This window comes from Kitasatospora sp. NPDC048239 (genome assembly GCF_043202015.1).
Taxonomy (GTDB): domain Bacteria; phylum Actinomycetota; class Actinomycetes; order Streptomycetales; family Streptomycetaceae; genus Kitasatospora.
Genome location: NZ_JBICZP010000005.1, coordinates 331,329 through 355,087, shown reverse-complemented (window position 1 = coordinate 355,087; position 23,759 = coordinate 331,329). Strand labels below are relative to the sequence as shown.

At 74.2% G+C, this 23,759-nt stretch carries 16 protein-coding genes; 7 read left to right on the top strand and 9 right to left on the bottom strand.

Annotated elements, in window-relative coordinates:
* Positions 1-72 precede the first annotated feature (72 nt).
* Positions 73-1,167 carry a hypothetical protein gene (locus ACGFZP_RS16155; RefSeq protein WP_392932797.1) on the top strand — a complete coding sequence of 365 codons (1,095 nt, stop codon included), beginning with the start codon at positions 73-75 and terminating at the stop codon, positions 1,165-1,167.
* Positions 1,168-1,217: 50 nt separating this feature from the next.
* On the opposite strand, the gene ACGFZP_RS16150 is transcribed toward ACGFZP_RS16155, so the two are convergent.
* From ACGFZP_RS16150 to ACGFZP_RS16140, 3 genes are all read right to left on the bottom strand, one after another.
* Entirely contained in the window at positions 1,218-2,117 is a 900-nt protein-coding gene (locus ACGFZP_RS16150; protein WP_392932795.1) for a Gfo/Idh/MocA family protein, read from the bottom strand.
* A gap of 62 nt (positions 2,118-2,179) precedes the next feature.
* On the bottom strand, positions 2,180-2,848 hold the full coding sequence (locus ACGFZP_RS16145) for an O-methyltransferase (protein WP_392932792.1): 669 nt from the start codon (positions 2,846-2,848) through the stop codon (positions 2,180-2,182).
* Positions 2,849-2,980: 132 nt separating this feature from the next.
* Positions 2,981-3,646, bottom strand: coding sequence for a DedA family protein (locus tag ACGFZP_RS16140; RefSeq protein ID WP_392932789.1), 666 nt, complete (start codon positions 3,644-3,646; stop codon positions 2,981-2,983).
* A gap of 554 nt (positions 3,647-4,200) precedes the next feature.
* On the opposite strand from ACGFZP_RS16140, the gene ACGFZP_RS16135 reads away from it, so the two are divergent.
* From ACGFZP_RS16135 to ACGFZP_RS16115, 5 genes are all read left to right on the top strand, one after another.
* Entirely contained in the window at positions 4,201-5,574 is a 1,374-nt protein-coding gene (locus ACGFZP_RS16135; RefSeq protein WP_392932787.1) for an MFS transporter, read from the top strand.
* Between the two features lie 197 nt (positions 5,575-5,771).
* The gene (locus tag ACGFZP_RS16130; RefSeq protein ID WP_392932786.1) at positions 5,772-7,349 is read left to right on the top strand and encodes a CHAD domain-containing protein; all 1,578 of its coding nucleotides are present in this window, start codon (positions 5,772-5,774) and stop codon (positions 7,347-7,349) included.
* Positions 7,350-7,472: 123 nt separating this feature from the next.
* A complete protein-coding gene (locus ACGFZP_RS16125) occupies positions 7,473-7,700 on the top strand; it encodes a hypothetical protein (RefSeq protein ID WP_392932783.1) in 228 nt (75 codons plus the stop codon).
* A gap of 165 nt (positions 7,701-7,865) precedes the next feature.
* Positions 7,866-8,774 carry a Rieske 2Fe-2S domain-containing protein gene (locus tag ACGFZP_RS16120; protein ID WP_392932782.1) on the top strand — a complete coding sequence of 303 codons (909 nt, stop codon included), beginning with the start codon at positions 7,866-7,868 and terminating at the stop codon, positions 8,772-8,774.
* Between the two features lie 85 nt (positions 8,775-8,859).
* The gene (locus tag ACGFZP_RS16115; RefSeq protein ID WP_392932779.1) at positions 8,860-9,078 is read left to right on the top strand and encodes a DUF6296 family protein; all 219 of its coding nucleotides are present in this window, start codon (positions 8,860-8,862) and stop codon (positions 9,076-9,078) included.
* A gap of 54 nt (positions 9,079-9,132) precedes the next feature.
* Here ACGFZP_RS16115 and ACGFZP_RS16110 read toward each other — a convergent pair whose 3' ends face one another.
* From ACGFZP_RS16110 to ACGFZP_RS16100, 3 genes are all read right to left on the bottom strand, one after another.
* A complete protein-coding gene (locus ACGFZP_RS16110; protein ID WP_392932777.1) occupies positions 9,133-9,963 on the bottom strand; it encodes a class I SAM-dependent methyltransferase in 831 nt (276 codons plus the stop codon).
* A 669-nt stretch (positions 9,964-10,632) separates the two neighbouring features.
* The gene (locus ACGFZP_RS16105; RefSeq protein ID WP_392932774.1) at positions 10,633-11,427 is read right to left on the bottom strand and encodes a spermidine synthase; all 795 of its coding nucleotides are present in this window, start codon (positions 11,425-11,427) and stop codon (positions 10,633-10,635) included.
* 89 nt (positions 11,428-11,516) lie between these two features.
* On the bottom strand, positions 11,517-12,473 hold the full coding sequence (locus ACGFZP_RS16100) for an alpha/beta hydrolase (RefSeq protein ID WP_392932772.1): 957 nt from the start codon (positions 12,471-12,473) through the stop codon (positions 11,517-11,519).
* A gap of 209 nt (positions 12,474-12,682) precedes the next feature.
* Between ACGFZP_RS16100 and ACGFZP_RS16095 the strand changes: the two genes are divergently transcribed.
* Positions 12,683-14,095 (top strand): selenium-binding protein SBP56-related protein, encoded by a 1,413-nt coding sequence (locus tag ACGFZP_RS16095; protein WP_392932769.1) that lies wholly within the window; start codon positions 12,683-12,685, stop codon positions 14,093-14,095.
* 148 nt (positions 14,096-14,243) lie between these two features.
* On the opposite strand, the gene ACGFZP_RS16090 is transcribed toward ACGFZP_RS16095, so the two are convergent.
* The 3 genes from ACGFZP_RS16090 to ACGFZP_RS16080 all read right to left on the bottom strand — a co-directional run bounded on the left by ACGFZP_RS16090 (position 14,244) and on the right by ACGFZP_RS16080 (position 23,320).
* Positions 14,244-14,681, bottom strand: a complete 438-nt coding sequence (locus ACGFZP_RS16090) for a nuclear transport factor 2 family protein (RefSeq protein ID WP_392932767.1) — start codon at positions 14,679-14,681, stop codon at positions 14,244-14,246.
* A 79-nt stretch (positions 14,682-14,760) separates the two neighbouring features.
* Complete coding sequence (locus ACGFZP_RS16085; protein WP_392932764.1) at positions 14,761-15,981, bottom strand: FAD-dependent monooxygenase; 1,221 nt, start codon at positions 15,979-15,981, stop codon at positions 14,761-14,763.
* Between the two features lies 1 nt (position 15,982).
* Positions 15,983-23,320, bottom strand: a complete 7,338-nt coding sequence (locus ACGFZP_RS16080) for an amino acid adenylation domain-containing protein (protein ID WP_392932761.1) — start codon at positions 23,318-23,320, stop codon at positions 15,983-15,985.
* Positions 23,321-23,759 lie beyond the last annotated feature (439 nt).

Sequence of the window (23,759 nt, the reverse complement as noted above, 5' to 3'; positions counted from 1 at the left end):
CCGCCGTGTCAATGCCCGCACGGCGCGCACCCCGCCCGCCACCGCCGCGCCGCGACCGCCACAATGGGCGGCATGAGGTTGATCCACTCCCTGGCCGGTGTGCTGCTCCTGCTGCTCACCGTCGCGAGCGTGCTGCGCACCCTGGTCGTCCCGCGCGGCCTGTACTCGGCACTGGCGCACCGGCTCTGGCGGGTGTTGCGGCCGCTGCTGCGGCTGTCCGCGGCGCCGTTCGGCACCTACCGCGCGCAGGACCGGGTGCAGACCTGGCTGGCGCCGCTGATGCTGCTGGGCATGCTCGGGGTGTGGCTGGGCGGGATGCTGATCGCGTACACGCTGCTGCTGCACGGCACCTCGGAGCTGAACTGGGCGGTGTCCTTCCGGGAGGCCGGCTCCAGCCTCTTCACCCTGGGCTTCGCCAGCGGGGAGCGGCTGCACCTGTCCGCCATCGACTTCATGGCCGCCGCCAGCGGGCCGCTGGTGATCGCCCTGCAGATCTCCTACCTGCCGACGCTCTACGCGGCCTACAACCGGCGCGAGGTGGAGGTGACCCTGCTGCAGTCCCGGGCCGGAGAGCCCGCCTGGGGCCCCGAGCTGCTCGCCCGCCAGTCCCTGGTGGACACCGAGACGGCCCTGCCCCAGCTGTACCGGGACTGGGAGCGGCTGGCCGCGGACATCGGCGAGAGCCACTCCAACTACCCCGTCCTGCTCTCCTTCCGCTCCCCGCAACCGCAGCGCAGCTGGGTGGTGGGGCTGATCGCGGTCATGGACGCGGCCGCGATACACCTGGCGGTCAGTCCGCGGTCGGCTCCGCCGGAGGCCCGACTGGTGCTGCGCGCGGGCTTCACCGCGCTGCGCGACATCGCCCGCTCGCTGCGGATCGGCTTCGACCCGGACCCTACGCCGGAGACCCCGATACGCCTGAGCCTCACCGAGTTCGACGCCGCCGTGGCCATGATCACGGCGGCCGGCTTCCCCCGGGAGCGGCCGGTCGCCGAGGCCTGGGCGCACTTCCACGGCTGGCGGGTCAACTACGAGGCCCTCGCGTACGAACTGGCCCGCCGCAGCGACGCCGTCCCCGCGTTGTGGACCGGCCCCCGCGACTTCCGCGCCGCCACCATCCCCCCGGCCCGCCCGGCCGACCGGCGCCCGGGCTCCCGCCAAAGCTAGGGCCTGTCTGACAAGCCCTAGCTTCACGACCCGGGCCGGAGCCGGTCCGCTCAGACCTCGACCGGGCCGCCGTCGGCCAGCGAGCGCTCGGCGGCGGCGAGGATCTCGACGATCCGCAGGCCGAAGGCCGCGTCGCAGGGGTGGGGCTCGCCGGTGCGGGCGGAGTCCTGAAGGGCGTCCAGGGCCCGGTGCAGTGCGGCGAGCGGGCCCTCGCCGCGCTCGGGCAGGTGGGCGACGCCGTTGCTGCCGCGCAGCTCCATCCCCGTCCCGCCGGCCGCGACGGGCGCGGTCAGGCTGAGCGCGAGGGTGCTGGAGGCGCCGCCGACGTGCCGCAGGACCAGGTGGACGGTGTCCAGCGGACCGGCCACCGCCGTCACCTGCGCGGCGTCGCCGAGCACCGGCAGCAGCAGCGAGAGCGCGTGCGGGCCGACGTCCCACAGGGCGCCCTTGTCCTGGCGCCACGGCGAGGCCGCGTACGGGCTGCTGCTGCCCGGGGCGAAGACCGAGCCGAGCCAGTCCGAGCGGCCCGTGAACCAGCCGCCGAGGGCCGTCTGCTTCTCGATCCACGGCATCTGCTCGCCGCCGAAGCGGACGGTGAAGAAGACCACCGACGCGACGCCGTGCGTCCGCGTCGCGTCCACCACCCGCCGGGCGTCGGGGACGGTCAGCGCGACCGGCTTGTCCAGCAGCAGGTGGCAGCCGGCCTCGGCGGCGCGCACCGCGAGATCGGCCTGGACGGCCGGGGGCAGCGCGATGGACACCGCGTCGACCTCGGCGAGCAGCCGGTCGAGGTCGGCGTGGCCGGGCACGCCGTGCGCCGCGCCGAGTGCGGCGGCCGCCTCGGGGCGGCGGCCCCAGACGCCCGCGAACTCGATCCCGGGGTGTTCGGCCAGCACGGGCGCGTGCACCCGCTCCGCCCAGGGGCCGGTGCCCAACAGTCCGATCCGCACGTCCTCGTCAACTCCTTGGTGCTCTGTTGCTCTGTGCCCTGCTGCCCTGCTGCCTTGTTGCCCTAGTGCTGGACCCGGACCAGCGTGAAGCCGTCGTAGCCCTTGGTGCCGACCGTCTGGATCGACGTCCCCGAGACCCTCGGCTCGGCGGCGATCAGCTCGTGCAGCCGCCGGGTGCCGACGGTCGCCGGGTCGGTGCTGTCGGCGTCGGCCACGGCCCCGCCGCGCACCACGTTGTCCACGATGATCAGCGAGCCCGGCCGGGTGAGCTTCAGCGCCCAGGTGAAGTACTCCGGGTTGCTCGGCTTGTCCGCGTCGATGAAGACCAGGTCGAACGGTTCGGCGCCCGACTCCACCAGCGCGGCGAGCGAGTCGGCGGCGCGGCCGAGCCTGACCTCGGCGATCTTGTCGAGGCCGGCCCGGGCGAGGTTGCCGCGGGCGACCCCGGCGTGGGTCGGGTCGATCTCCAGGGTGATCAGCTCGCCGTCCGCGGGCAGCGCCCGGGCCAGCCAGATCGCGCTGTAGCCGCCGAGCGTGCCGACCTCCAGGATCCGCCGGGCGCCCTGGGTGAGGGCCAGCAGGTGCAGCAGCTTGCCCTGGTTGGGCGCGACGGCGATGGGCGGCAGCCCGGCCTCGTCCGCGGCCGCCCTGGCCGCCTCCAGCGCCGGGTCGTGGCCGACCAGGGCCTCCGAGAAGTACGCGTCCACCGCGTCCCACGTCTGCTGGCTCATCCGGTCCTCCACGTGCTGTTTCGCTCCGTCACCGCCGGGATACGCCCAGATGCTACCCCGGCCGGGCGGGAACGCCGCAGGCCCGCGACCGACGGCAGGGCGTCGGTCGCGGGCCTGCGGCCTGCGGGATCGTCAGTCGGCGACGGGCGTGCTCACGGGGGCCGACTCGGCCGCCGCGTCCTCGGCCTCGTGCGCGGCCCTGGCCTTCGCCGCGCGGCGCTTCATCAGCCACGCCGAGAACGCGCCACCGAGCGCGGCCAGGATCAGACCCACCCAGGAGAACTTCGACAGCCACTGCTCGGCGACCTTGCCGACCTGGTACACCAGCAGGGTCGTACCGCCGGCCCAGACCACGCCGCCGAGCACGTTGGCGATCAGGAACTTCCAGTACGGCATCTTCAGCGCGCCGGCCAGCGGCCCGGCGAAGATGCGCAGCAGCGCGATGAAGCGGCCGAAGAAGACCGCCCACATGCCCCACTTCTGGAACGAGCGCTCGGCGCTCGACAGGTGGTCCGGCCCGAAGTGCCTGGGGAACTTCCGTCCGAGCTTCTCGAACAGCGGCTTGCCGCCCTTGCGCCCGATCGAGTAGCCGATCGAGTCGCCGATGATCGCGCCGAGGATCGCGCAGATCGCCACCCACCACGGGCTGACCACGCCGCGCGCGGACAGCAGCGCGGCCGACACCAGGGCGATCTCCCCGGGCAGCGGGATGCCCAGGGACTCCAGCCCGATGATCAGCGCGACCAGGGCGTACACCGCGCCCGGTGGGACGCTCTCGATCCAGGCGTCGATGTGCAAGGCCAGTACCTCCGTGACAGGACGAGACCCCGCTGTGGCAGGAGCCGGCTCCGGCCGGCGGTCTCGACGTTTCTCCGAATGGCGGCGCACCAGGCCGCTCCCCGAAAGGGCAGCCTAACGTGCCGGGCGGCCTGTCCCCCCGGCCGATCACCCTCGACTACGACGTACGGGGCATCCGCTTGGTTCCCTGGTCGGACCCGGTCCGCGGGTCGCTGGACGGTTCCGGCGGGCGCGGGCCGCGGGCCGGCGGTGCCCGGCGGAGGTGAGAAGGCTCACCCGCGGCGTGCGACGGGCCGGGCAGGCCCCGCCCGGCCCCGGCACGACTGGGCGGAGGCCGTTCCGGCAGGGTCTCAGGGCCCGTCCGGTTCGGGACCAAGGTCACCGATTCCACGGACCTTCGACCAGGCGAGGAGCCGTCCGACCCGGGCAACCGTGAACGGTCGCCCGGTTGGTCCGGGCGAAGGGGCCGCCCGCCGGGCGGCCCCGACTTCTGCCGTCTACCCGGCGCACGCCGTGCGGGAGCACCGCCGTGCGCTCCGGAGGACCCGAATTCCATGTCCCGAACGATCGACAACGCCCCGTATACCGCCTTCCACCGGAGACTGGCCCTCGCCTGCTCCGGTGGGCCGCTGCTCGACGGCTACATCCTGAGCATCGTCGGCGTGGCCCTGATCGGGATGCGTCCCGAGCTCGGCCTCTCCACCTCCGAGGTCAGCCTGATCGGTGCCGCCGCACTGCTCGGCATGTTCGTCGGGGGCGCGCTCTTCGGCGTGCTGACCGACCGGATCGGCCGGGAGGTGATGTACACCGCCGACCTGCTGGTGATGGTCGTCTGCTCGGTGCTCTCGTTCTGGGTCGACACGGTGTGGGCGATCGCCCTGCTGCGCTTCGTGCTCGGTCTGGCGGTGGCCGCCGACTACCCGATCGCGACCTCGCTGCTCGCCGAGTGGCTGCCGGCCCGCCACCGCGGCCGCCTGCTCGGCCAGCAGATCATCGCCTGGTACGCCGGCTCCGTCCTGGCCTACCTGACCGGCTACCTCTTCCTGCGGTTCGGCGGCACGGGCAGCTGGCGCTGGATGCTGGCCAGCTCCACCGTCCTGTGCGTGGTGTTCCTGGTGATCCGGCGCGGATCGCCGGAGTCCCCGCGCTGGCTCGCCGCCCACGGGCGGGTCGGTGACGCCGTGCGCGTGGTCGAGAAGCACCTCGGGGTCCGGGTGGACGGCCGCGAGCTGATGCCCGACCCGGCCGAGGCCGGCAGCCGCAGCGGTCTGCGGCTGCTGATGACCCCGCCCTACCGCCGTCGCACGCTGTTCTGCGGCCTGTTCTTCCTCTGCCAGGTCGGACCGCTCTTCGCGATGCTGACCTTCGGCCCGCAGATCCTCTCCTCGTTCGGCATGCCCGGCGGCACGGTGCTCGACACGCTCGGCACGGGGCTGGTGAGCCTGGTGTTCCTGCTGGGCTGCTTCCCCGCGCTGCGGCTGATCGACACCTGGGGCCGGCGTCCGGTGATCATCTGGTCGTTCGCCCTGATGATCGTCCCGCTCGCGCTGCTGGGCGTCTGGCCCGCCGCCCCGGCCGCCGTCGCCGTCATCGCGCTGTGCGCGTACGCCTTCCTGTGCGGCGGACCCAACGTGCTCGACTGGACCTACCCGAACGAGCTGTTCCCGACCGAGATCCGGGCGACCGCGGTCGGCGTCGCCACCTCGGTGAGCCGCATCGGCGCGGCCGTCGGCACCTACCTGCTGCCCCTGTCGCTGACCGGGCTCGGGACGGGCCCGACCATGCTCATCGCGGCCGGCACCACGGCCGTCGGCCTGCTGGTCTGCGTGCTGTGGGCCGAGGAGACGCGCGGGACTGCGCTGGGCGCCGCGGCGACCGGCACCCGGCCGGCCGTCCCGACGCAGCGCACGCCGCAACCGGCGCGCTGACACCGACCGGCCCGGGCCCGGTGGCCACCCCGTCCACCGGGCCCGGGCCGGGCTGTACCTCCTCCCGCACCCTCCGGCCGGACGTCCCGCACCGCAGCCACCGCCGACGCGCGGTGCGGGTCCGCGCCGTGGGTTCCCGTGGACCCTGGCGGGAGCCCCGCCTGCGTGAAACCGCGATCCGCGGGAAGGCGCCGGGTATGAGCGCCGAACACATGGAGCGGGAGCGCAAGTACGACGGAGGATGGCCACCCGGGCGGTTCGCCAGGCTTCCGGGTGTGGCACAGGTGGCCCCCGCCGAGCCGCAGGACCTGGACGCCGTCTACTACGACACCCCGGACCTGGGCCTGCTGCACCGGCGCATCACCCTTCGCCGGCGCACCGGCGGCGACGACGCCGGCTGGCACCTCAAACTGCCCCGCGACGCCGACACCCGCGAGGAGATCCACGAACCGTTGGACGGCGGGGCGGCGGACCAGGTGCCGGAGGCGCTGACGCGCCGACTGGCCGTGTTCGTCCGTGGCCGCGCCCTGGTGCCCGTCGCCCACCTGCACACCCACCGACGCCGCCGGCTGCTCGTCGACGCGGCCGGGGCCACGCTCGCGGAGATCACCGAGGACCAGGTCAGCGCGCGGGCGATGCACCAGCCGGAGCCGGCCGACGGGGTCGGCGGCGGTACCGAACCCCCCGACCGGTCCGGCGGCACACACGTGACGGCCTGGACCGAGACGGAGGTCGAACTGGAGAACGGCGGGCCCGACCTCCTCGACACCGTCGAGGAGGCGATCACGGCCGCCGGAGGCACCCGGTCGCACCACCCGTCCAAGCTCGCCAGATCCCTGGGCGAGCCCGGGGCCCGGGGGCCGCAGGCCTCGGACCGGGTGCGGCCCGACGAGGAAGCGCCAAGCGTCGGCGCCCTGGTCGCCGACCGGATCCGCGAGCAGCTCGACGCCCTGATCGCGCTCGACCCGCAGGTGCGCCGGGACGAGCCGGACTCGGTGCACCGCATGCGGGTGGCGGCGCGGCGCCTGCGCAGCATCCTCAGGGCCCACCGCCGACTGTTCGACGGCGGGTGGGTCGATGCGCTCGCCGCCGAACTGCGGTGGCTCGGACGGTCGCTGGGCGAGGCCCGGGACCAGGAGGTGCTGGGCGAGCACCTGGTCGAAGCGGTGGAGGGCCTGCCCCCGGAGGTTCGACGCGGCGACCTGCGCGCCCGGCTCACGGCCCGCTACGCCGACCGGTACCGGCGGGCCTGGGAGCAGGCGACCGCCGACCTCGCCACCCCGCGCTACTACGCCCTGCTCGACGCGCTGGAGGCCTTCGCCGACGATCCGCCCCTGACCGGGGCAGGCGCCGGCACGGCGGTGGCCGAGCGGCTCGGCCGGACACTGCGCCGGGAGCAGCGGCGAACCGTCACGAGGCTCGACGCCGCGCTCCGCCTCGACCCCGGACCCGAGCGCGACGACGCCCTCCACCGCGCCCGCAAGGCCGCCAAGCGGGCCCGCTACACCGCCGACAGCGCCCGCCCCGCCTCCCCCGACCGCGCCGGGAGGTTCGCCAAGCGGATGAAGGCCCTCCAGAAGACCCTGGGGGCCCACCAGGACACGGTGATCGCCCGCCGGGCCCTGCTCGCGGCCGGCCCCACGGACGGTGACGGCCACGCCTTCGCCTACGGCGTCCTGTACGGGATCCAGCAGGACAGCGCCCGGGCCGCCGAGAACCGGCTGCCGGGCCTGCGCCGCCGCGCGCACCGGCGCAGGCTCGCCGACCTCGGCTGACCGGCCACCGCCGCCCGACGGCGCCGTCGGTGCAACGACGGCGCCGCATGCGGTGGCGCCCCCGGGGTAGGCGCGTCGGCGGCCCGCAGAACTGACGGGCCTTCGGCAGAGGGAGGGCAGGCCATGGGAATCGGCGGCTGCATCATCATCTTCGCGTTCGGCGCGATCCTCACCTTCGGGGTCGACTGGCACCTGCACGGCGTCAACGTCGACGCCGTGGGGATCATCCTGATGGCCGCCGGCCTGCTGGGCCTCGTCACCTACGCCAGCGTCCTCCGGCGGCGGCGGATACTCGGCCGGACGGGGGCCGACGAGGTCGTGAAGGAACGGCGCTACTACGAGGGGGACTGACCCCGGAGGCCGACTGATCACACCAGGACGGCGGTGGGGGCGCGGGCCGCCCGGCCGGCTGCCGCGGCACCGGCCCCCCTGGTCCGCCTGATCCCCCTGGTCCGCCTGCTCCGTCCGGCTCAACACGGGCCGCGCCCGCACCGTGGCGCGGGCACCGTTGTCCTCATGGGAACCTTCATCGCGCGTTTGGCCGCCGCCACCCGCTCCGACGGCGACGACGGGATCGGCGTCCGCGCGTTGCGGGCGCTCGACGCCGTGGGCGGGGCGGCGGAGCTCGACGCGGTCACCGTGCCGCTGCGGCGCGCCGTCCGGGGACTGCCGCTGGGGCGGCTGCGCGGGGTCCTGCACGGCCGGCCCCTGGGCCACCCGCTGCACCCGGCCCTCGTGCAGCTGCCGATCGGCGCGTGGACATCCGCGGCCGTCCTCGACTTCGTGCCCGGCTCGGCGCGTGCCGCGCGCCTTCTGGTCGCGGTGGGCGTCGTCACCGCGGCCCCGGCGGTGTTGACGGGCTGGGTCGACTGGGCCGAGCAGCACGACCGGCAGCTGCGCACCGGCCTGCTGCACGCCGGGGCGATGGCGACCGCAACGGGCCTGTTCGGTGCCTCGTGGGCGGCCCGCTCGCACGGCCACCACGGGCTGGGACGCGCTCTCGGCCTGTTCGGACTCACGGCGGTCGGGAGCGGAGCGGCGGTCGGCGGGCACCTCGCCTACCGGCAGGCCGCCGGGGCGAACAAGACGGAGCCCGTCCCGCAGCTGGTGGAGCCGGGCTGGCACACGCTCGGACGCCCGGAGGAGTTCACCGTCGGTGCGGCCGCGCGCCGGACGGTGGGCGAGGTGCCGGTCCTCGTGGTGCGGGAGGCCGCCGACGTGTTCCACGTGCTGGCCGACCGGTGCAGCCACGCCTCCGGTCCGCTCTCGGCGGGTGACATCGCCGACGGCTGCGTGACCTGCCCCTGGCACGGCAGCGTCTTCCGCCTGTCGGACGGCTGGAACGTCGACGGCCCGGCCACCGCCCCCCAGCCCCGCTTCGTCACCCGCACGGACGACGAGGGCAACCTGCAGGCCCGCCTGTAGCGGCCGCCTCGCGGCACCGGGGGAGGACAATGGGAGTCACCGCGTCCCCGGCTCGAACGGGGCCACACCGCACACGGAACACGCCATGCACCACACGTACCTGATCACGCTCCCCGGCCCGGTCGGCTCCCACTCGCCGCAGGCCCAGGTCACCGTCACCGCGACCGGCGACCTCTCCCCGCTCGGCAACCCCGTCTACAGCGATGCCAGCGGTGCCGTCCGGATGGAGATCACTCCGGACGGCCACGCCTCGCTCCTGACCGCCGGCCCGGACGGACCGCTGCGCGCCGACCCCCTCGACTGACGAGCACGTTCACCAGCGCTCCGCGCACGGGAGACCGTCCCGCCGGTCAGGCGCTCATGACGCGGGGCCCGCGAAGTCCAGGACGGTGACGGACGGGCGGCGGGTGGCGAGCGGCGGCACGGTCAGGGCGAGCGGGAGCAGGGCCCCGAGGAGGCCGCGGCCGCCGGTGGGGCGCACATCGCGGACGGCGGCGACCGCCGGGCTCGCGGTGCGGAGCCTGTCGCGCTCGCCCGCGTCCATCGCCCACGGCATGGCGGGCGCCTGGTAGCCGGCGGTACGCATCCGGCCGCTCGACGTGAGCCGCCCGAACCAGCGCGGCACCGCGTCCAGGACCAGCGAACCGCCCGGGAACCGCTCCGCGCAGCCCGCGATCAGGTCCTTCACGCGGGCCGGGGGGAGGTACATGCACAGGCCCTGCGCCGTGACGCAGACCGCGCGGTCGCGGTCCACCTCGTCGGCCCACGCCAGGTCGGTGGCGTCGGCGGCCAGGTAGCGCTGGCGCGGGCCGGGCGGCAGCAGCCTCTCCCGCAGGGCCACCGACTCGGGCAGGTCGACGGTCAGCCAGCGGGCGCGGCCGTTGTCGACACGCCAGTACTGGGTCTCCAGCCCCTCGCCCAGGCAGACCACGGTGCCGCGGGGCTCCCGGGCCAGGAAGTCCGCCACCTCGCGGTCGAAGCAGGCCACCCGCAGGGCCTGCAGCTGGGCCTGGACGCCGCTGGTGCCGAAGCGGTCGGCGAACGGGTAGTCGATCCGGTCCACCAGCTCCACCGCCTTGGGGTCGTGCAGGACCGCGTCCGGACGGCGGGCCTCCACGGCGCGCTGGTACAGCGTCCACAGCGCCGTCTCCGGTACCGCCTCCAGCTCCGGCCGCTCCCCGCTGCTCATTGCTCGCTCCCTAGGACCCGATCCCGGCATGGATCCGCCGATTCTGACACCCGGGGCGGGCGAAGACGGCGCGCGCCGGTCCGACGCGCCGTCGCGGGGCCGGGTGGTCGAGGGCGGCTCAGCCGGGGGCACCGTTGATGACGGAGGTGTCGATAGCGCCGCCCTCGACGCCCCACTTCTCCAGGATCGCCTTGTACGTGCCATCGGCCATCAGTGACTGGACCGCGCCATGGACGGCCTTGGTCAGCGGCGATCCCTTGGCGACCACGATCCCGTAGGGGCCTGGGTCTGCGTGGCGGCCTGGGACTGCGCGGTGCTCTGCGCCGCCGCCGGAGGCGGGCCTCCGGGCCGGCTGGTGAGGACCACCACGACAACCGCGCCCACGACCAGCGCCAGGACTCCCGCGAGCAGGGCACGGCTCCTTCGTCCGCGCGGCATCAGCGACCTCGGCGGCCGACCGGTCCCGGGGCGGTCGGGAGGGCGGCCCGCACCCGCGGTGTCCGCGGGCCGGACGTCCGGCTTCCGGACATCCGGCTTCCGGGCGCCCGCGGGCGACGGCGGCGTGACCGCTCCCCCTGCCGAGGGCCTCGGCGGGCAGGGTTAGGGGCCTTCGGAAGCCGGAGCGGCGTCGGGGCTCGGGCTCGGGGCCCGGGCCTCGGGCCTCGGGCCTCAGCCGATGCTGAAGGCGCCGTCCGGCGGCGGCGGGGAGTCGGTGGCCGAGGCGTCCGTGACCGGAGGCGTGCGGCCGACCAGGGCGGCCAGGTCCGGGCCCTCGGTCAGCCGGGCCGGGAAGATGTCGGCGGCCAGCCGGCGGGTCAGGTCCGCCACCGGAAGCGGACGGGCCGAGCCCACCAGCAGGATGTTCCCGTAGCGGCGGCCGCGCAGCACCGGGGCCTCGGCGATCAGACAGGTCTCGGGGAACACCGCGCGCAGCGTCGCCGCCTGGGCGCGGGCGAAGGCCAGTGGCGGGCCGTCGGCGAGGTTGGCCGCGTAACAGCCGTCGGGCCGCAGGGCGGTGGCGGCGAGCCGGAGGAACTCGACCGAGGTCAGGTGGGCGGGGGTGCGCGAACCGTGGAAGACGTCCGCGACCACCAGGTCGAGCGATCCGGCGGGCACCGCGGCGAGCGCGGCGCGGGCGTCGGCGACCTCGGTGGTGATGTCCGCGCCCGGCGCGCGCCAGGGCAGGTGCTCCTCGACCAGCGCGAGCAGCGGTCCGTCGACCTCGACCACGTGCTGTCGCGAGCCCGGCCGGGTGGCGGCCAGGTAGCGCGGGACGGTGAGCGCGCCGCCGCCGAGGTGCAGGGCGTCGAGCGGCCGCCCGGCCGGGGCGAGGGCGTCGGCCAGGTGGCCGATCCGCTGGGTGTACTCGAACTCGAGGTGGGTCGGGTCGGCGAGGTCGACGTAGGACTGCGGGGTGTCGTCCAGGGTGAGCAGCCAGCCGCCGTCGCGGTCGATGTCGGGCATCAGCTTCGCCCACCCGAGGTCGGTCCGCCGCCCGACCGGCACCGGCTCATCGGCCTCGGAACCGCCGGCCCCTCCGGAAGCCGAGGAGGTCACGCGGACACCGGCAGGTAGGCGCCGAGCCAGCGGTCGAGCTCCTCGAACAGCTGGGCGCGCGCCGCCTCCCCGGACAGCACGAGGTCGTGCATCCCGCCCTCGATCCGGACGGTCGTGACGTGCCCGCCCAGGCGCGGGGCGAGCGCGGCGATGTCGTCGGCGCGCAGCACCGCGTCGGCGTGGTGCAGGGCGGCCTGCCACTTGGTGGTGGCGATCGAGGAGGTGGAGGCCATCAGCAGCACCGGGCAGTCGATGCCGAGGCCGCGGCGGACCTGGCGCTGCCCGCGCTGGATGGCGGCCAGCCAGCCGGCGTACAGCGGGAAGCCCTCGGCGGGCTTGAGCCTCAGGTCGAAGTCCCAGCTGCCGCGGTGGTCCCGGTGCAGGCTGTGCACGTAGTGCGGGTTGAGCGTGGAGGGCAGCTTGCGGGTGGCGGCGAGGCGCCCGATGGCCTCCACGGCGGGGGCGCCGATGGCCCGCACCGGGGCCGCGGCCGGCAGCGAGAGGAACGGGCTGTTGAGGAACAGCCCGTCGACCACGCCGCGGCCTGCCCGGCGGGCGGTCCACAGGGCGGTGACCAGGCCGCCGGTGGAGTGGCCGTTGACCAGCAGCCGGGTGTGCCCGTCGACCTCGCGGATGATCCGGACGGCCTCGTCCAGCTCCTCGTCGTAGGCGGCGAGGTCGCGGACGAAGTTCGGCGACTGGTGCGGGCGCAGCGACCGGCCGTACTTGCGCAGGTCGAGGGCGTAGAAGGAGTAGCCGAGCCCGGCGAAGTGGTCCGCCAGGTGCGTCTGGAAGAAGTAGTCCACGTAGCCGTGCACGTACAGGACGGCGCGCGTGCTGCCGGGGACGAGTCGGCGGACGAGGGTGGCGTTGACGGCGCCCTCCTCGTCGGGGGCGAGCGTCAGCTCGGCGGCCTCGTAGGGGGCGCCCAGGATGTCGGTTCGGAACTCCACGGGCCGACTGTACTGGCTGGGCGCCCGCCGCCCGGGTTTCGGCGGGGCGGTCGGGGTGTGATGCCCGCCATGCGTTCACGGCCTTGCGGCGGGGCGGTCGGGCGGACCCCCGCCCGCTCCCGGTGCGCCTGCTGTGCGCCCGTGATCCTGTGGAACGCTACCGGAACCACTGTCACTCCCCTGACGTAAAAGGCGAGTTGAGGAGTCACATGACCACGGACCACCACCCGCGGCACACCGATCCGTCGCTCTACCGCTCCCCCGCCGAGGCGATCGCGGCGCCGCCGGAGAAGCTGGCCTACGTCGCCGGGTTCGACCGGTCGGCGCAGCGGCCGGACGCGCTGCTCACCGTCGACGTCGATCCGCAATCCCCCGACTACGGGCGGGTGCTGAACTTCGCCGAGTTGCCGACGCTCGGCGACGAACTCCACCACTTCGGCTGGAACGCCTGCTCCAGCGCGCTCGCGCACGCCTGCCACGAGAACCCGGAGCGGCGCTACCTCCTGCTGCCGGGGCTGCGCTCGTCGCGCCTGCACGTGATGGACACCCGGCCGGATCCGGTGCGCCCGCGGCTGGTGAAGACGGTCGCGGCCGAGGAGCTGGCGGCCAGAGCGGGGTACTCGCGCCCGCACACGCTGCACTGCGGGCCGGACGGGGTCTTCCTGTCCTGCCTCGGCGCGGCGGACGGGGACGGGCCCGGCGGGGTGGCGCTGCTCGACCACACCACCTTCGACGTGCTGCGGGCCTGGGAGACGGAGCGCGGGCCGCAGCACTTCTCCTACGACGTGTGGTGGCACCTGGGGAGCAACGTGGGCGTCACCAGCGAGTGGGGGACGCCGTGGATGGTCGAGGACGGGGTGGTGCCCGAGCTGCTGCTGGGCCGCAAGTACGGTCACGCGCTGCACTTCTGGGAGCTGGACTCGGGCCGGCACCTGCAGCGGGTCGACCTCGGGGACCAGTACCAGATGGTGCTGGAGCTGCGCCCGGCGCACGACCCGCAGGCGGAGTGGGGGTTCGTCGGTGTGGTGGCGAACGTCGAGGACCTCTCCTCCTCGGTCTGGCTCTGGTACCGGGACGGTCCGGCGTTCACCGCGCGCAAGGTGATCGAGATACCGGCCGAGCCGGCCAAGGCGGAGGACCTGCCGCCCGCGCTGCAGCCGTTCGGCGCGGTGCCGCCGCTGGTGACCGACATCAACCTGTCGGTGGACGACCGCTGGCTGTACGTCTCCGCCTGGGGCACCGGCGAGCTGTTCCAGTACGACGTGTCGGACCCGTTCCACCCGCGGTTGGCCGGCTCGGTGCGCCTCGGCGGGGTCGCGGCGAGGACGCCGCACCCGGCCGAGCCGGGCCGCCCGCTGAGCGGGGCGCCGCAGATGGTCGAGATCAGCCGGGACGGGCGGCGGCTCTATCTCACCAACTCGCTGTACGGCGCCTGGGACGACCAGTTCTACCCGGACGGCATCGAGCCGTGGATCGTCAAGCTGGACGCGGACACCGAAGCGGGCGGGCTCGCGGTGGACCCGCGGTTCTTCCCGCACGGGGAGGACTTCCGCGGTCTGCGGGTGCATCAGACCCATCTGGCGGGCGGCGACGCCTCCTCGGACTCCTACTGCTTCCGCTGAGCGGGCGCCGTCACCCAGGCCGTCACCCCGGCCGGCAGCTCCGGACGGGGTGACGGCGGGGACGGGGTGACGGCGGGGACGGGGTGACGGCGGGGTGGCGTCCGGACCCGGGTGGCGGGGTGGCCGGGTGCGGGCGCCACCCGGGGGCTCAGGCCGCGTCCTCCCGGGCGGCGGGCTCCGCGCCGATCGCCCGCGCGAAGTTCTGCGTGTCGAAGTACTCGCGCATGCCGGTGATCCGGCCGCCGCCGAGGGTGAAGACCGCCACGATGGGGTTGTCGAACGGCGTGCCCTGCCTGGTGACGGAACTCGACACGCACTCGATCACCACGTGGCCCGCCTCGGCGATCACGTTGCGGACCTCGATGGAGTACTCCGCCTCCGGGTCCAGCAGGGCCGTCATCTCGGTGAAGAAGCCGGTCAGGACCTTCTCCCGGCCGGTCCAGGTGCCGGAGATCGGGAGGTCCCCGGCGATCCAGTACTCGACGTCCTCGGCGAGGACCTCCAGCACGGTGGGGATGTCGCGCTCGCGCAGTGCGCGCAGGTACCGCAGGACGACGTTCTTCGAGTCGGTGGCGCTGTCGGTCATGGGGTTCTCCTTCTGCTTCTGTCGGTTGACTCGGTGGTCTCGGTTGACGTGGCTGTCGTGCTCCTTGGCCCGGGGGCTCTCAGCGCCGGGCGAGGTGTGCGGCGGGGGCCTGGTCGGCCGGGACGCCGGGGTAGGCGAGCGCCTTCTTCATCGTGAGCGTGAGCAGCGAGCTCGGGGCCAGCCGCAGGTAGGCGTTGCGGAGCAGCCTGGGAACGGCCCCCTCCAACTGCTCCATACCGGCCATCTGGTGCGAGGTGTTGACCATCCACTTGGCGCGCGCCCGCCGGGTGTCCTCGTAGCGGCGCAGGGCCTGTGACGGGTCGTCCGCCGAGGCCAGGCTCTGTGCCAGGACCACGGCGTCCTCCATCGCCGAGCTGCCGCCCTGGGCGAGGCTGGGCAGCATCGGGTGGGCGGCGTCGCCGAGCAGGGTGACCGGCCCGTCGCCCCACTGCTCCAGGAAGGGGCGGTCCTGCACGGCCACGGCCATGATGTCCTGCTCGGGCGTGACCCGGATCGCCTGGCCGACCTCCTCGGCCCAGCCCGCGTACGAGCGGCCGAGCTCCTCCTTGCCGCCCTTGCCGCCGACCCACCTGCGGGCGGTCTCGACCGGCATGTTCCGGGTCGCCCACCAGTAGGTGCGGCCGTGGCCGATGTCGTGGATGCCGAAGCGCTTGCCGGCGCCCCAGTAGTGGCCGCTGTACCCCGTGACCATCCGCGGGTGGGAGAACGGGGTGACGGCCATCCAGGCGATGAAGCCGCTGTAGCGCGGCTCCCCCTCGGTGGCCCCGGTCAGCTGGCGGCGCACCACCGAGTGGATACCGTCGGCGCCGATGAGCACGTCGCCGCGGGCCTCGCGGCCGTCCTCGAACCGCACCCGGACCCCGTCGCCGTCGCGCTCGTAGCGGGTGGCGACGGCCCCGAGCGTGATCGGGCAGTCTCCGGCCGCCTCCAGCAGCGCGGCCTGGAGGTCCCCGCGGTACAGGCACACGCTGGCGGCGTTGTTGAGCACCTGGTCGAGCTTGCTGTGCGGCAGCGCGAAGAGCCTGCGGCCGTCGGGGTGCATGATCTCCAGGTGCTCGACGCCCTGTCCGAGGCGGTCGAGTCCGAGGTCGATCCCCAGGGTGCGCAGTGCCACCATGGCGTTGCTCCCGACCGAGATCCCGAAGCCCGCGGGGCGGAGCTCGCCGGCCCGCTCGTACACCTCGACGTCCAGTCCGGCGCGGCGCAGCGCCACGGCGGTGGTCAGGCCGCCGATTCCGGCCCCGATGACGAGGGCCTTCAGCGGACGCGTTCCAGTCATGTCAGTTCTCCCCGGGTTCGGTGGGCCGGTCGGCCCGGTCGGTGCGCAGCACGGCGGTGATGGCCGCGGCGATGTCCTGGACGTACGGCTCCTCGACGACCTGGATGTGGTCGCCGGGAACGGCGATCGTCTCGATGCGGCCGGTGGTGAGGCGCTGCCAGCCGTTCGTCGGGTCCCGGTACTGGCTGCCGGCGATGTCGTGCACCGGCTTCAGCACCTCTGGCAGTGAGCCTTCGGCGCGGATCACGGTGATGTCCTGCGCGATGGTGTCCGGGCGGTTGCCGACCAGCGCCTCCCAGTTGGCCTGGAAGACGTCGAAGAGCCTGCGCAGCGCGGCGTCCGAGTCGCCCGGCTTCAGGAGGCCGGTGCGGATCGCCAGTCGGGCGATGTGCGCGAAGGTCTCCTCCTCGGTGTCGAACTCCCGGAAGTCCTCGGCCGGGACGTCGCTGCCGCCGCCGAGCCAGAGCATCTCCCAGAAGAACCAGGTGAGCAGGGACTTGCCGCCGACCAGACGGCCGCCGTCGGGGCCCAGCGCGATCGAGTCGATCATGATGAGGTGTGAGACCTCCGCACCGGACCGCTTGAGCTGGGCGGCCATCTCGAAGGCCACGATCCCGCCGAAGGACCAGCCGCCGAGGGCGTAGGGGCCGTGGGGCTGCACCCGTCGCAGCGCCTCGACGTAGCTGCGGGCGAGTGCGGGGACCGTCCTGAGCGGTTCGCTGCCGGCCTCGCCGCCGGCGGCCTGCAGTCCGTACAGCGGCTGCTCCGGCGACAGGTGCCTGGCCAGCGGGACGTAGCAGACCACGTTGCCGCCGGTGGGGTGGACGAGGAAGAGCGGCGGGCGCGAGCCGCTGCCGCGCAGCGCCACCAGGGGGTCGAAGGCCGCCGGTGCCGTCTCGGTGGAGCGCAGGCGCTGCGCCAGGTCGGCGACGGTGGGTGCGGCGATCAGGGCGGACAGCGGGACGGCCCGGCCGAAGCGCTGCTCGATCCGGACGACGAGTCGCATCGCGGTGAGCGAGCTGGCCCCCAGTTCGAAGAGGTTGTCGTGCACCCCGAGGACCGGCAGCTGCAGGAGCTCGGCGGCGATCGCCACCAGGCCCCGCTCGTACGCGTCGGTGGGCGGGGTGAAGGCGACGGCGGCCGTCTGGACGAGCGGCATCCGGCGCAGGGCCGCGTCGTCGCGCTTGCCGCTGGGGGTGAGCGGCAGGCCCGCGAGCCACTCGAAGTGCGCGGGGAGCATGTAGTCGGGCAGCACCGTGCGCAGGTGCCGCTTGACCGCCTCCAGGTCCACCTCGGCCGGCTCGCCGACCAGGTAGGCGGCGAGGAAGGACTCGGGCCCGCGGCGCCGGGCGACCACCGCCACCTCGCGCAGGGCCCGGGGGGCGGTGGCGGCCGCGGCTATCGCGAGTTCGACCTCGGCGGGTTCGACGCGGAACCCCCGGACCTTCACCTGCGAGTCCGCGCGGCCGAGGCAGACCACCTCGCCGCCCGGCAGCCGGTAGCCGAGGTCGCCCGTGCGGTAGAGCCGTGCCTCGCCCGGCCGGTAGGGGTGCGGGACGAAGCGCTCGGCGGTCAGCTCGGCCTGGCCCTCGTACCCGTCGGCGAGGCAGCTCCCGCCGAGGTGGATCTCGCCGGTGACCCCCGGCGGCACCAGGCGCATCCGGGAGTCCAGGACGAGCACCTCGGCGCCGTCGATCGCGGTGCCGATGGGCGGGAGCGCGGGGAAGGCGTCCGGCTCCCCCGTCATGGTGAAGTGCGTGACGACGTGCGTCTCGGTCGGGCCGTACTGGTTCTCCAGGAGGACGCCGGGCAGCGCGGAGCACAGGCGGCGGATCTCCTCGGTGACCCTGAGCTGTTCGCCGGCGGAGACCAGCACGCGCAGGCCGCGCGGGACCAGCCCGAGCGCCGCCGCCGTCTCCGCGAGCTGCTGGAGTGCCACGTAGGGGAGGAAGACGCGTTCCACCCGCTGCTCGTCGAGCAGGCGCAGCAGGGTCGCGGAGTCGAGCCGGTCCGCCTCGGCGACGAGTTGCAGGGTGCCGCCGGCGCAGAGGGTGGCGAAGATCTCCTGGAAGGCGACGTCGAAGCCGAGGGGCGCGAACTGCAGGGTCGGGCCGGTGACGGCTCCGCTGGGCACCCCGAGCTGCCAGGTGACCAGGTTGGCGAGCGCGCGGTGCGACATCGCGACCGCCTTGGGGCGGCCGGTGGAGCCGGAGGTGAAGAGGACGTACGCGGTGCTGTCGGGGGCGATCCGCACCGCAGGGCGCAACGGGGAGGCCCCGGACGCGCCGAGCGACTCGGGGGTGCGGAGCGATTCGGGCGTGCCGGGCGACTCGGACTCGCGAAGCGACTCGGCGGGCAGCAGGACGGACCGGTCCTCGACGAGGTCGGCGTGCCGGGCGCCGGCGATCACCCGGAACGGGCGGGCCGTCTCCAGCATCGCCGTCAGGCGTTCGCGCGGGTAGCCGGTGTCCAGTGGGACGCAGGCGCCGCCGGCCTTGGCGACGCCGAGGATCACGGCGACGGTCTCCGGCGAGCGGTCCATCGCGATGGCGATCCGGGCGCCCGGTCGGGCACCCTCGGTGATCAGGCGGTGTGCCACCTGGTCGGCGGCCCGGCCGAGCTCGCGGTACGTCCAGCGCCTCGGACCGAACGCGACGGCGACGGCCTCGGGGGTGGTGTCGACCTGGTGGTCGAAGCGGGCCACCACGTCGGGCTGTTGGTCTGCGGGCTTCAGCTCCTCGGGCTTCAGCTCGTCAGGCTTCAGCTCCTCGGGCTGCCGGTGAGCGGGCTGCCGGTGAGCGGGCTGCTCTTCGGGCTGCCGGTACTCGGGGCTGAGGAAGCCGAAGTCGGCCTCCTCGTGGGGGTGTTCGACGAGTTGCTGGAGGATCCGGACGTAGGCCTGCGCGTAGAGGTCGGTCTGGGTGGGGCTGGTGGTCCGGCTGTCGGCGTCGATCCGGAGCTGGATGCCGTGGTCGATCGGGTCGACCATCGCGTTGACCATCAACCGAAAGTTGGTCTCCTCCCAGGTCTGCACCGACTTCAGCTCCACTCCCGGGAGTTGGAGGACGGGTGCCATCACGTGGAAGTGGATGAAGTTGAACGCCGTCTCCACCAGGGCGTCGCCGCCGTGGTCCTTCTGGATGGCGCTGAGCGGGTAGTGCCGGTGGGCGTAGCCGTCCTGCTCCCGGCGGAACGCCTCGCGGGCCTCCTGCAGCCACGTCCGCGGCGCGTACCCGATCCGGATCGGGACGGTGTTCAGGAACAGGCCCAGGGTGCGGTCCGCGCCGTCCTGTTCGGCCCGGCCGTGGGTGACCAGGCCGGTGCTGATCTCCTGCTGTCCGGAGAGCAGCCGCAGGGTCAGGCAGTGGGCCGCGAGCAGCACGGACTTCACCGGCAGGGCGTGCTCCTGGGTGAACGCCCTGATCCGGACGCCGAGTTCACGGGGCAGGTCGAGTCGGTGGGCGGCCGGGGCGGTCGCGGTGGGGGGTTCGGCGGTCCTGATGTTCTCCAGGCGCAGGACTTCGGCGCCCTCCAACACCCCCTGCCAGTACGCTCCGGCGGCCTGCGAACCCAGTGCGCGCCGCTCGTCGCGGACGTGGTTGGCGGGTGAGGGGACGGGCCCCTCGGCCACGGCGGCGATGCCGGCCCCGAGGGCGTGCAGGTAGTCCTGCAGCAGCTCGCGGATCAGGTTGGCGACGCTGCCGCCGTCGAGGAGCGCGTGGTGGAAGCTCAGCACCGCCTCGACTCCCGACGCCCGCACGTACACCCGCAGCAGGTAGAGCGGCGCCTGCTTGAAGTCGTAGCGGCGGTAGCGCCGTTCCTCGACGTGCCGGAGGATCTCGGCCTCCGCCTCGGCGTCCGGAACCGCCCGCTGGTCCACGATCTCCAGGCCCCCGGTCGCACCGGAGTGCACGATCTGGACCGGCTCCGAACAGCCGCCCAGGTCCATCGCGGAGCGCAGCGCGGGATGCCGCACGACCAGCGCGTCGAACGCGCCGCGGAAGGCGCCCTCGTCCCACGCCATCGTCAGCGTGTAGCGGAACACGTCGTGGTACATCGCCGAGCGGTCGTCCCGCAGGCTGTGGTAGATCAGGCCCAGTTGCAGCCGGGTCAGCGGGAAGGCGTCCTCGATGCCGGCGGCGCCGCGCAGCAGGGCCCGGTCGGCGTCGGCGAGCAGCTCCCAGGGGGCGACGGCCGGCTCGGCGCCGTCGGCCGGGTACGCGCGGGAGCGGGCGGCCAGCGCGGCCACCGTCGGGTTCTGCGCCAGGTCGTCGAGCGAGAAGTGCACACCGCGCTGCCCGGCCACGGCCCGGATCCGCAGCATCAGCAGCGAGTCCCCGCCTAGTGCGTAGAAGCTCTCGTGCACACCGACCGACTCCACCTGGAGCACCTGCGCCCAGACCGCCGCGAGCACCGCCTCGACGCCGTCGCGCGGAGCCGCGGCCGGCGCCCGGCCGCTCTCGGTCGGCGGGGCCGGCAGCGCCCGGCGGTCCAGCTTGCCGTTGGGTGTCAGCGGCAGCCGGTCGATCCGCACGAAGTGCGCCGGGACGGCGAACTCCGGCAGCGCCCTGGACAGGTGCGTACGGAGGTCCACCGGGTCGACGGCCTCGTCCGCGACGTAGTACCCGACGAGGTGTGTCCCGCGCGCCTCGGACGTCCGGTCGACAACTGCCGCGGCGCGCACGCCCGGTACGGCCGACAGGCGGTTCTGCACCTCCCCCGGCTCGACCCGGTTGCCGCGGATCTTCACCTGGTCGTCGATCCGGCCCAGGTACTCCAGGGTGCCGTCGGCGAGCCACCGGGCCAGGTCGCCGGTGCGGTAGAGCCGGCCGCCGGGTGTGAAGGGGTCGTCGCCGAAGCTCGCGCGGGTGAGCTCCGGCCGGTCCAGGTAGCCCCGGGCCACCCCGACCCCGCCGATGCACAACTCGCCGGGGAGTCCGGCCGGTTGGGGTTCACCCTGCGGGTCGAGGACGTACAGCCGGAGGTTGTCGATGGGGCGGCCGATCGGCACCCGTGCCACCGGGCGGGCGGGGTCGGCGGGGCAGTCGAACCAGGACACGTCGACGGTGGCCTCGGTGGGGCCGTAGAGGTTCACCAGCCGCGGCGCACCGGCCGGGCCGGCGAAGACCCGGTTGAACTGGTCCACCCGGGCCGGGGGCAGGGCCTCCCCGCTGCAGAAGACGAACCGCAGGCCGTCCGTGCCGCCGAGCAGCTCGGGCGACTCCTCCAGCAGGTCGAGGAACGGGCCCAGCATCGAGGGGACGAAGTGCAGCACGGTGACCCGCTGGTCGGTGATGCTGCGCAGGATCTCCCGCGGGTCCTTGTGGCCGTCCGCGGGCAGCAGCGCCACGGTCGCGCCCTCGACGGCCCACCAGAACAGCTCCCAGACCGAGACGTCGAAGGAGGTCGGCGTCTTCTGCAGGATGACGTCACCGGCGCCGATCGGGTAGCGGCGCTGCATCCACGCCAGGCGGTTCACCACGGAGCTGTGCTCCACCATGGCGCCCTTGGGGCGGCCCGTCGAGCCGGAGGTGTAGATGACGTAGGCGAGGTCACCGGCCCCGGAGAGCGGCTCCGGCGCCGTGTCCGGACCGTTCAGCAGCTCGTCGACGGCGAGCACCCGCGTGCCCTCGGGGACGGGCGGGGCGCCGACCGAGGAGCGGTCGACCAGGACGGCCTTCGCGCGGCTGTCGGCGAGCAGGAAGGCGATCCGCTCCTGCGGGTACCCCGGGTCCACCGGGACGTACGCCCCGCCGGACTTCAGCACGCCCAGGAGCGCGCAGAGCAGTTGCGGGCCGCGCTCCAGCACGACGGCCACCCGCTCGTCGGGGCCGACGCCGGCCGCGCGCAGCGCCCTCGCGACCTGGTTGGCCCTGGCGTCCAGCTCGGCGTAGGTCAGCTCCCCGTCCGCGCCGCTCCCGATGACCGCGGTCCGATCCGGGGTGCGCACGGCCTGCTGCTCGAACAGGCCGTGCAGGGTCGCCTCGGAGGCGTACGCCACCTGCGGGCCGCGGCCGCCGTCGAGCACGGCCTCGCGCTGCGCGGCGGTGAGCAGCGGAAGGTCCCGGGCCGGGACGTCCGGCCGGTCGAGACCGCTGCTGATCAGCGACCGGAGGTGTCCGGCCACCTCCGCGATCGGGAGGTCCTCGTCGAAGACGTCGCATGCGTGGTTGAGATCCACCCGCACCTGGTCGGATCCCCGGAAGTGGACGACGAGGACGGCCAGCGCGTCCTGTTCGTGAGCGGGCGCGTACCCCGTCCGCTCGCGGGACAGGCCCCCGGTGCTCTCGACCCCGGGAAGGCTCAGGAAGGAGATCGTGACGTCGAACAGCCGCCGGGGCCCGCCGTCGCCCGGGCCCGCGTCCCGCAGCACGTCGCCCAGGGCGAGCCGCTCGTGCGGCCTGAGCAGCCTGGTCGCCCCGCTGATCACGGCGGCGCTGTCGCGGAGCGGCCGGTCGCCCTGGGCGGCGACCCGCAGCGGCAGGGTGTTGGCGAACTGGCCGACCATCTGCTGTTCGACGGCGGTGCGCCGGTTGAGGAAGGGCACGCCGAGGACGACCTCCTCGCCCCGGTGGATCCGGTTGAGGTACTCGCCGAAGGCGGCGGCGACGTACGCGAAGACCGACGTCCCGCCGGCGCGGATCCGCGCGAGGTCGGCGCTCTCGATCAGGAAGGAGTGCCGGGCGCTGCGCCGGGCGCCGGGCGCGGCCCGCCGGGTGAAGAGCGCGGGCGAGACCCCGTCGAGGTACTGCCGGAAGAAGCCGCGGTCCTGCTCGTACTCGGCCGAGTGCCGGTACCGCTCGTCGTCCTCCTGGAACCGCTGGTAGGAGGGGGCCGGGAGCTCGGGGACGTCCGCGCCCGTCGCCCGCTCGTAGGCCGCGCGGGCCTGGGTCAGGATGGTGCTCACGCCGTAGCCGTCGGACGCGATGTGGTGCGCCTTCGCGACGATGTGCACGGTGTCCGCGCCCTCCCTGAGCAGGGTGGCCTCGAACAGCGGGCTGCGCAGCAGGGGCATCGGGCGGTGCAGCGTGGCGTCGATCCAGTCGCGGCAGGCGGCGGCGGGGTCGGGGGCCGCGGTGAGGTCCACCAGCTCGATCCCGGGTGCGCCGGGCTCCGTCCACTGGACCGGGGTGCCGTCGACCTCGTCGATCCTCAGCCGGAGCGCGTCGTTGCGCAGGACGGTGTGCAGCAGGGCGGCCCGCAGGGCGTCGACGTCCGGATTTCCGACGATCCGTTCATGGGCGATCACATTGAACTGGGGCAGATTATCGGTTTGCGCATCGGCGGCCCAGACATCCCGCTGGTAAGCCGTTAACGGAAATACTGCTGACCTCGTCATTGATGGCCCCCTTGAGCTGTGGTGTGACGCGGTGAAGTCGGGGTCGGCGCCGGCCGGACGGCACGGGGCGCATTCGGCGAAGGCGGTCGTCGGGAATTCCGCCGAAATGTCGTCGGCCGACGCGGAACGGATCGCACTTTGACGGCCGTCAACGGGGCCGCGGATCCATGGCGATGAACCGGCTCGCCCTCCCGGGGCGGCGGAGCGGCCGGCACCCGGGCCCTGACGCGGCCTTCGAGCCTGCCACGGGCACCGGGCGCCGTTTCGAAGCACCCCTGTTTCGAGCGCTCTTTTTCCGAGCGCTCTTTTCTGAGCGGCTCTTTTCGGAGCGTCCTGTTGAGGAGTTTTCGGCATGCCGGAAGGAGCCCGGCGGTGTCACCGACCCGGGAAGACCGGGACATGCTAAGCGAACATCGAGAAACTCACTGTGGCCCCCGGA

What these genes read in the sequence shown, in the direction of transcription:
- ACGFZP_RS16090 (WP_392932767.1), bottom strand. Translation starts at nt 14,681, where the DNA reads ATGACCGACAGCGCCACCGACTCGAAGAACGTCGTCCTGCGGTACCTG.
- ACGFZP_RS16145 (WP_392932792.1), bottom strand. Translation starts at nt 2,848, where the DNA reads ATGAGCCAGCAGACGTGGGACGCGGTGGACGCGTACTTCTCGGAGGCC.
- ACGFZP_RS16095 (WP_392932769.1), top strand. Translation starts at nt 12,683, where the DNA reads ATGACCACGGACCACCACCCGCGGCACACCGATCCGTCGCTCTACCGC.
- ACGFZP_RS16110 (WP_392932777.1), bottom strand. Translation starts at nt 9,963, where the DNA reads ATGAGCAGCGGGGAGCGGCCGGAGCTGGAGGCGGTACCGGAGACGGCG.
- ACGFZP_RS16135 (WP_392932787.1), top strand. Translation starts at nt 4,201, where the DNA reads ATGTCCCGAACGATCGACAACGCCCCGTATACCGCCTTCCACCGGAGA.
- ACGFZP_RS16130 (WP_392932786.1), top strand. Translation starts at nt 5,772, where the DNA reads ATGAGCGCCGAACACATGGAGCGGGAGCGCAAGTACGACGGAGGATGG.
- ACGFZP_RS16115 (WP_392932779.1), top strand. Translation starts at nt 8,860, where the DNA reads ATGCACCACACGTACCTGATCACGCTCCCCGGCCCGGTCGGCTCCCAC.
- ACGFZP_RS16155 (WP_392932797.1), top strand. Translation starts at nt 73, where the DNA reads ATGAGGTTGATCCACTCCCTGGCCGGTGTGCTGCTCCTGCTGCTCACC.
- ACGFZP_RS16085 (WP_392932764.1), bottom strand. Translation starts at nt 15,981, where the DNA reads ATGACTGGAACGCGTCCGCTGAAGGCCCTCGTCATCGGGGCCGGAATC.
- ACGFZP_RS16105 (WP_392932774.1), bottom strand. Translation starts at nt 11,427, where the DNA reads ATGCCCGACATCGACCGCGACGGCGGCTGGCTGCTCACCCTGGACGAC.
- ACGFZP_RS16080 (WP_392932761.1), bottom strand. Translation starts at nt 23,320, where the DNA reads ATGACGAGGTCAGCAGTATTTCCGTTAACGGCTTACCAGCGGGATGTC.
- ACGFZP_RS16125 (WP_392932783.1), top strand. Translation starts at nt 7,473, where the DNA reads ATGGGAATCGGCGGCTGCATCATCATCTTCGCGTTCGGCGCGATCCTC.
- ACGFZP_RS16120 (WP_392932782.1), top strand. Translation starts at nt 7,866, where the DNA reads ATGGGAACCTTCATCGCGCGTTTGGCCGCCGCCACCCGCTCCGACGGC.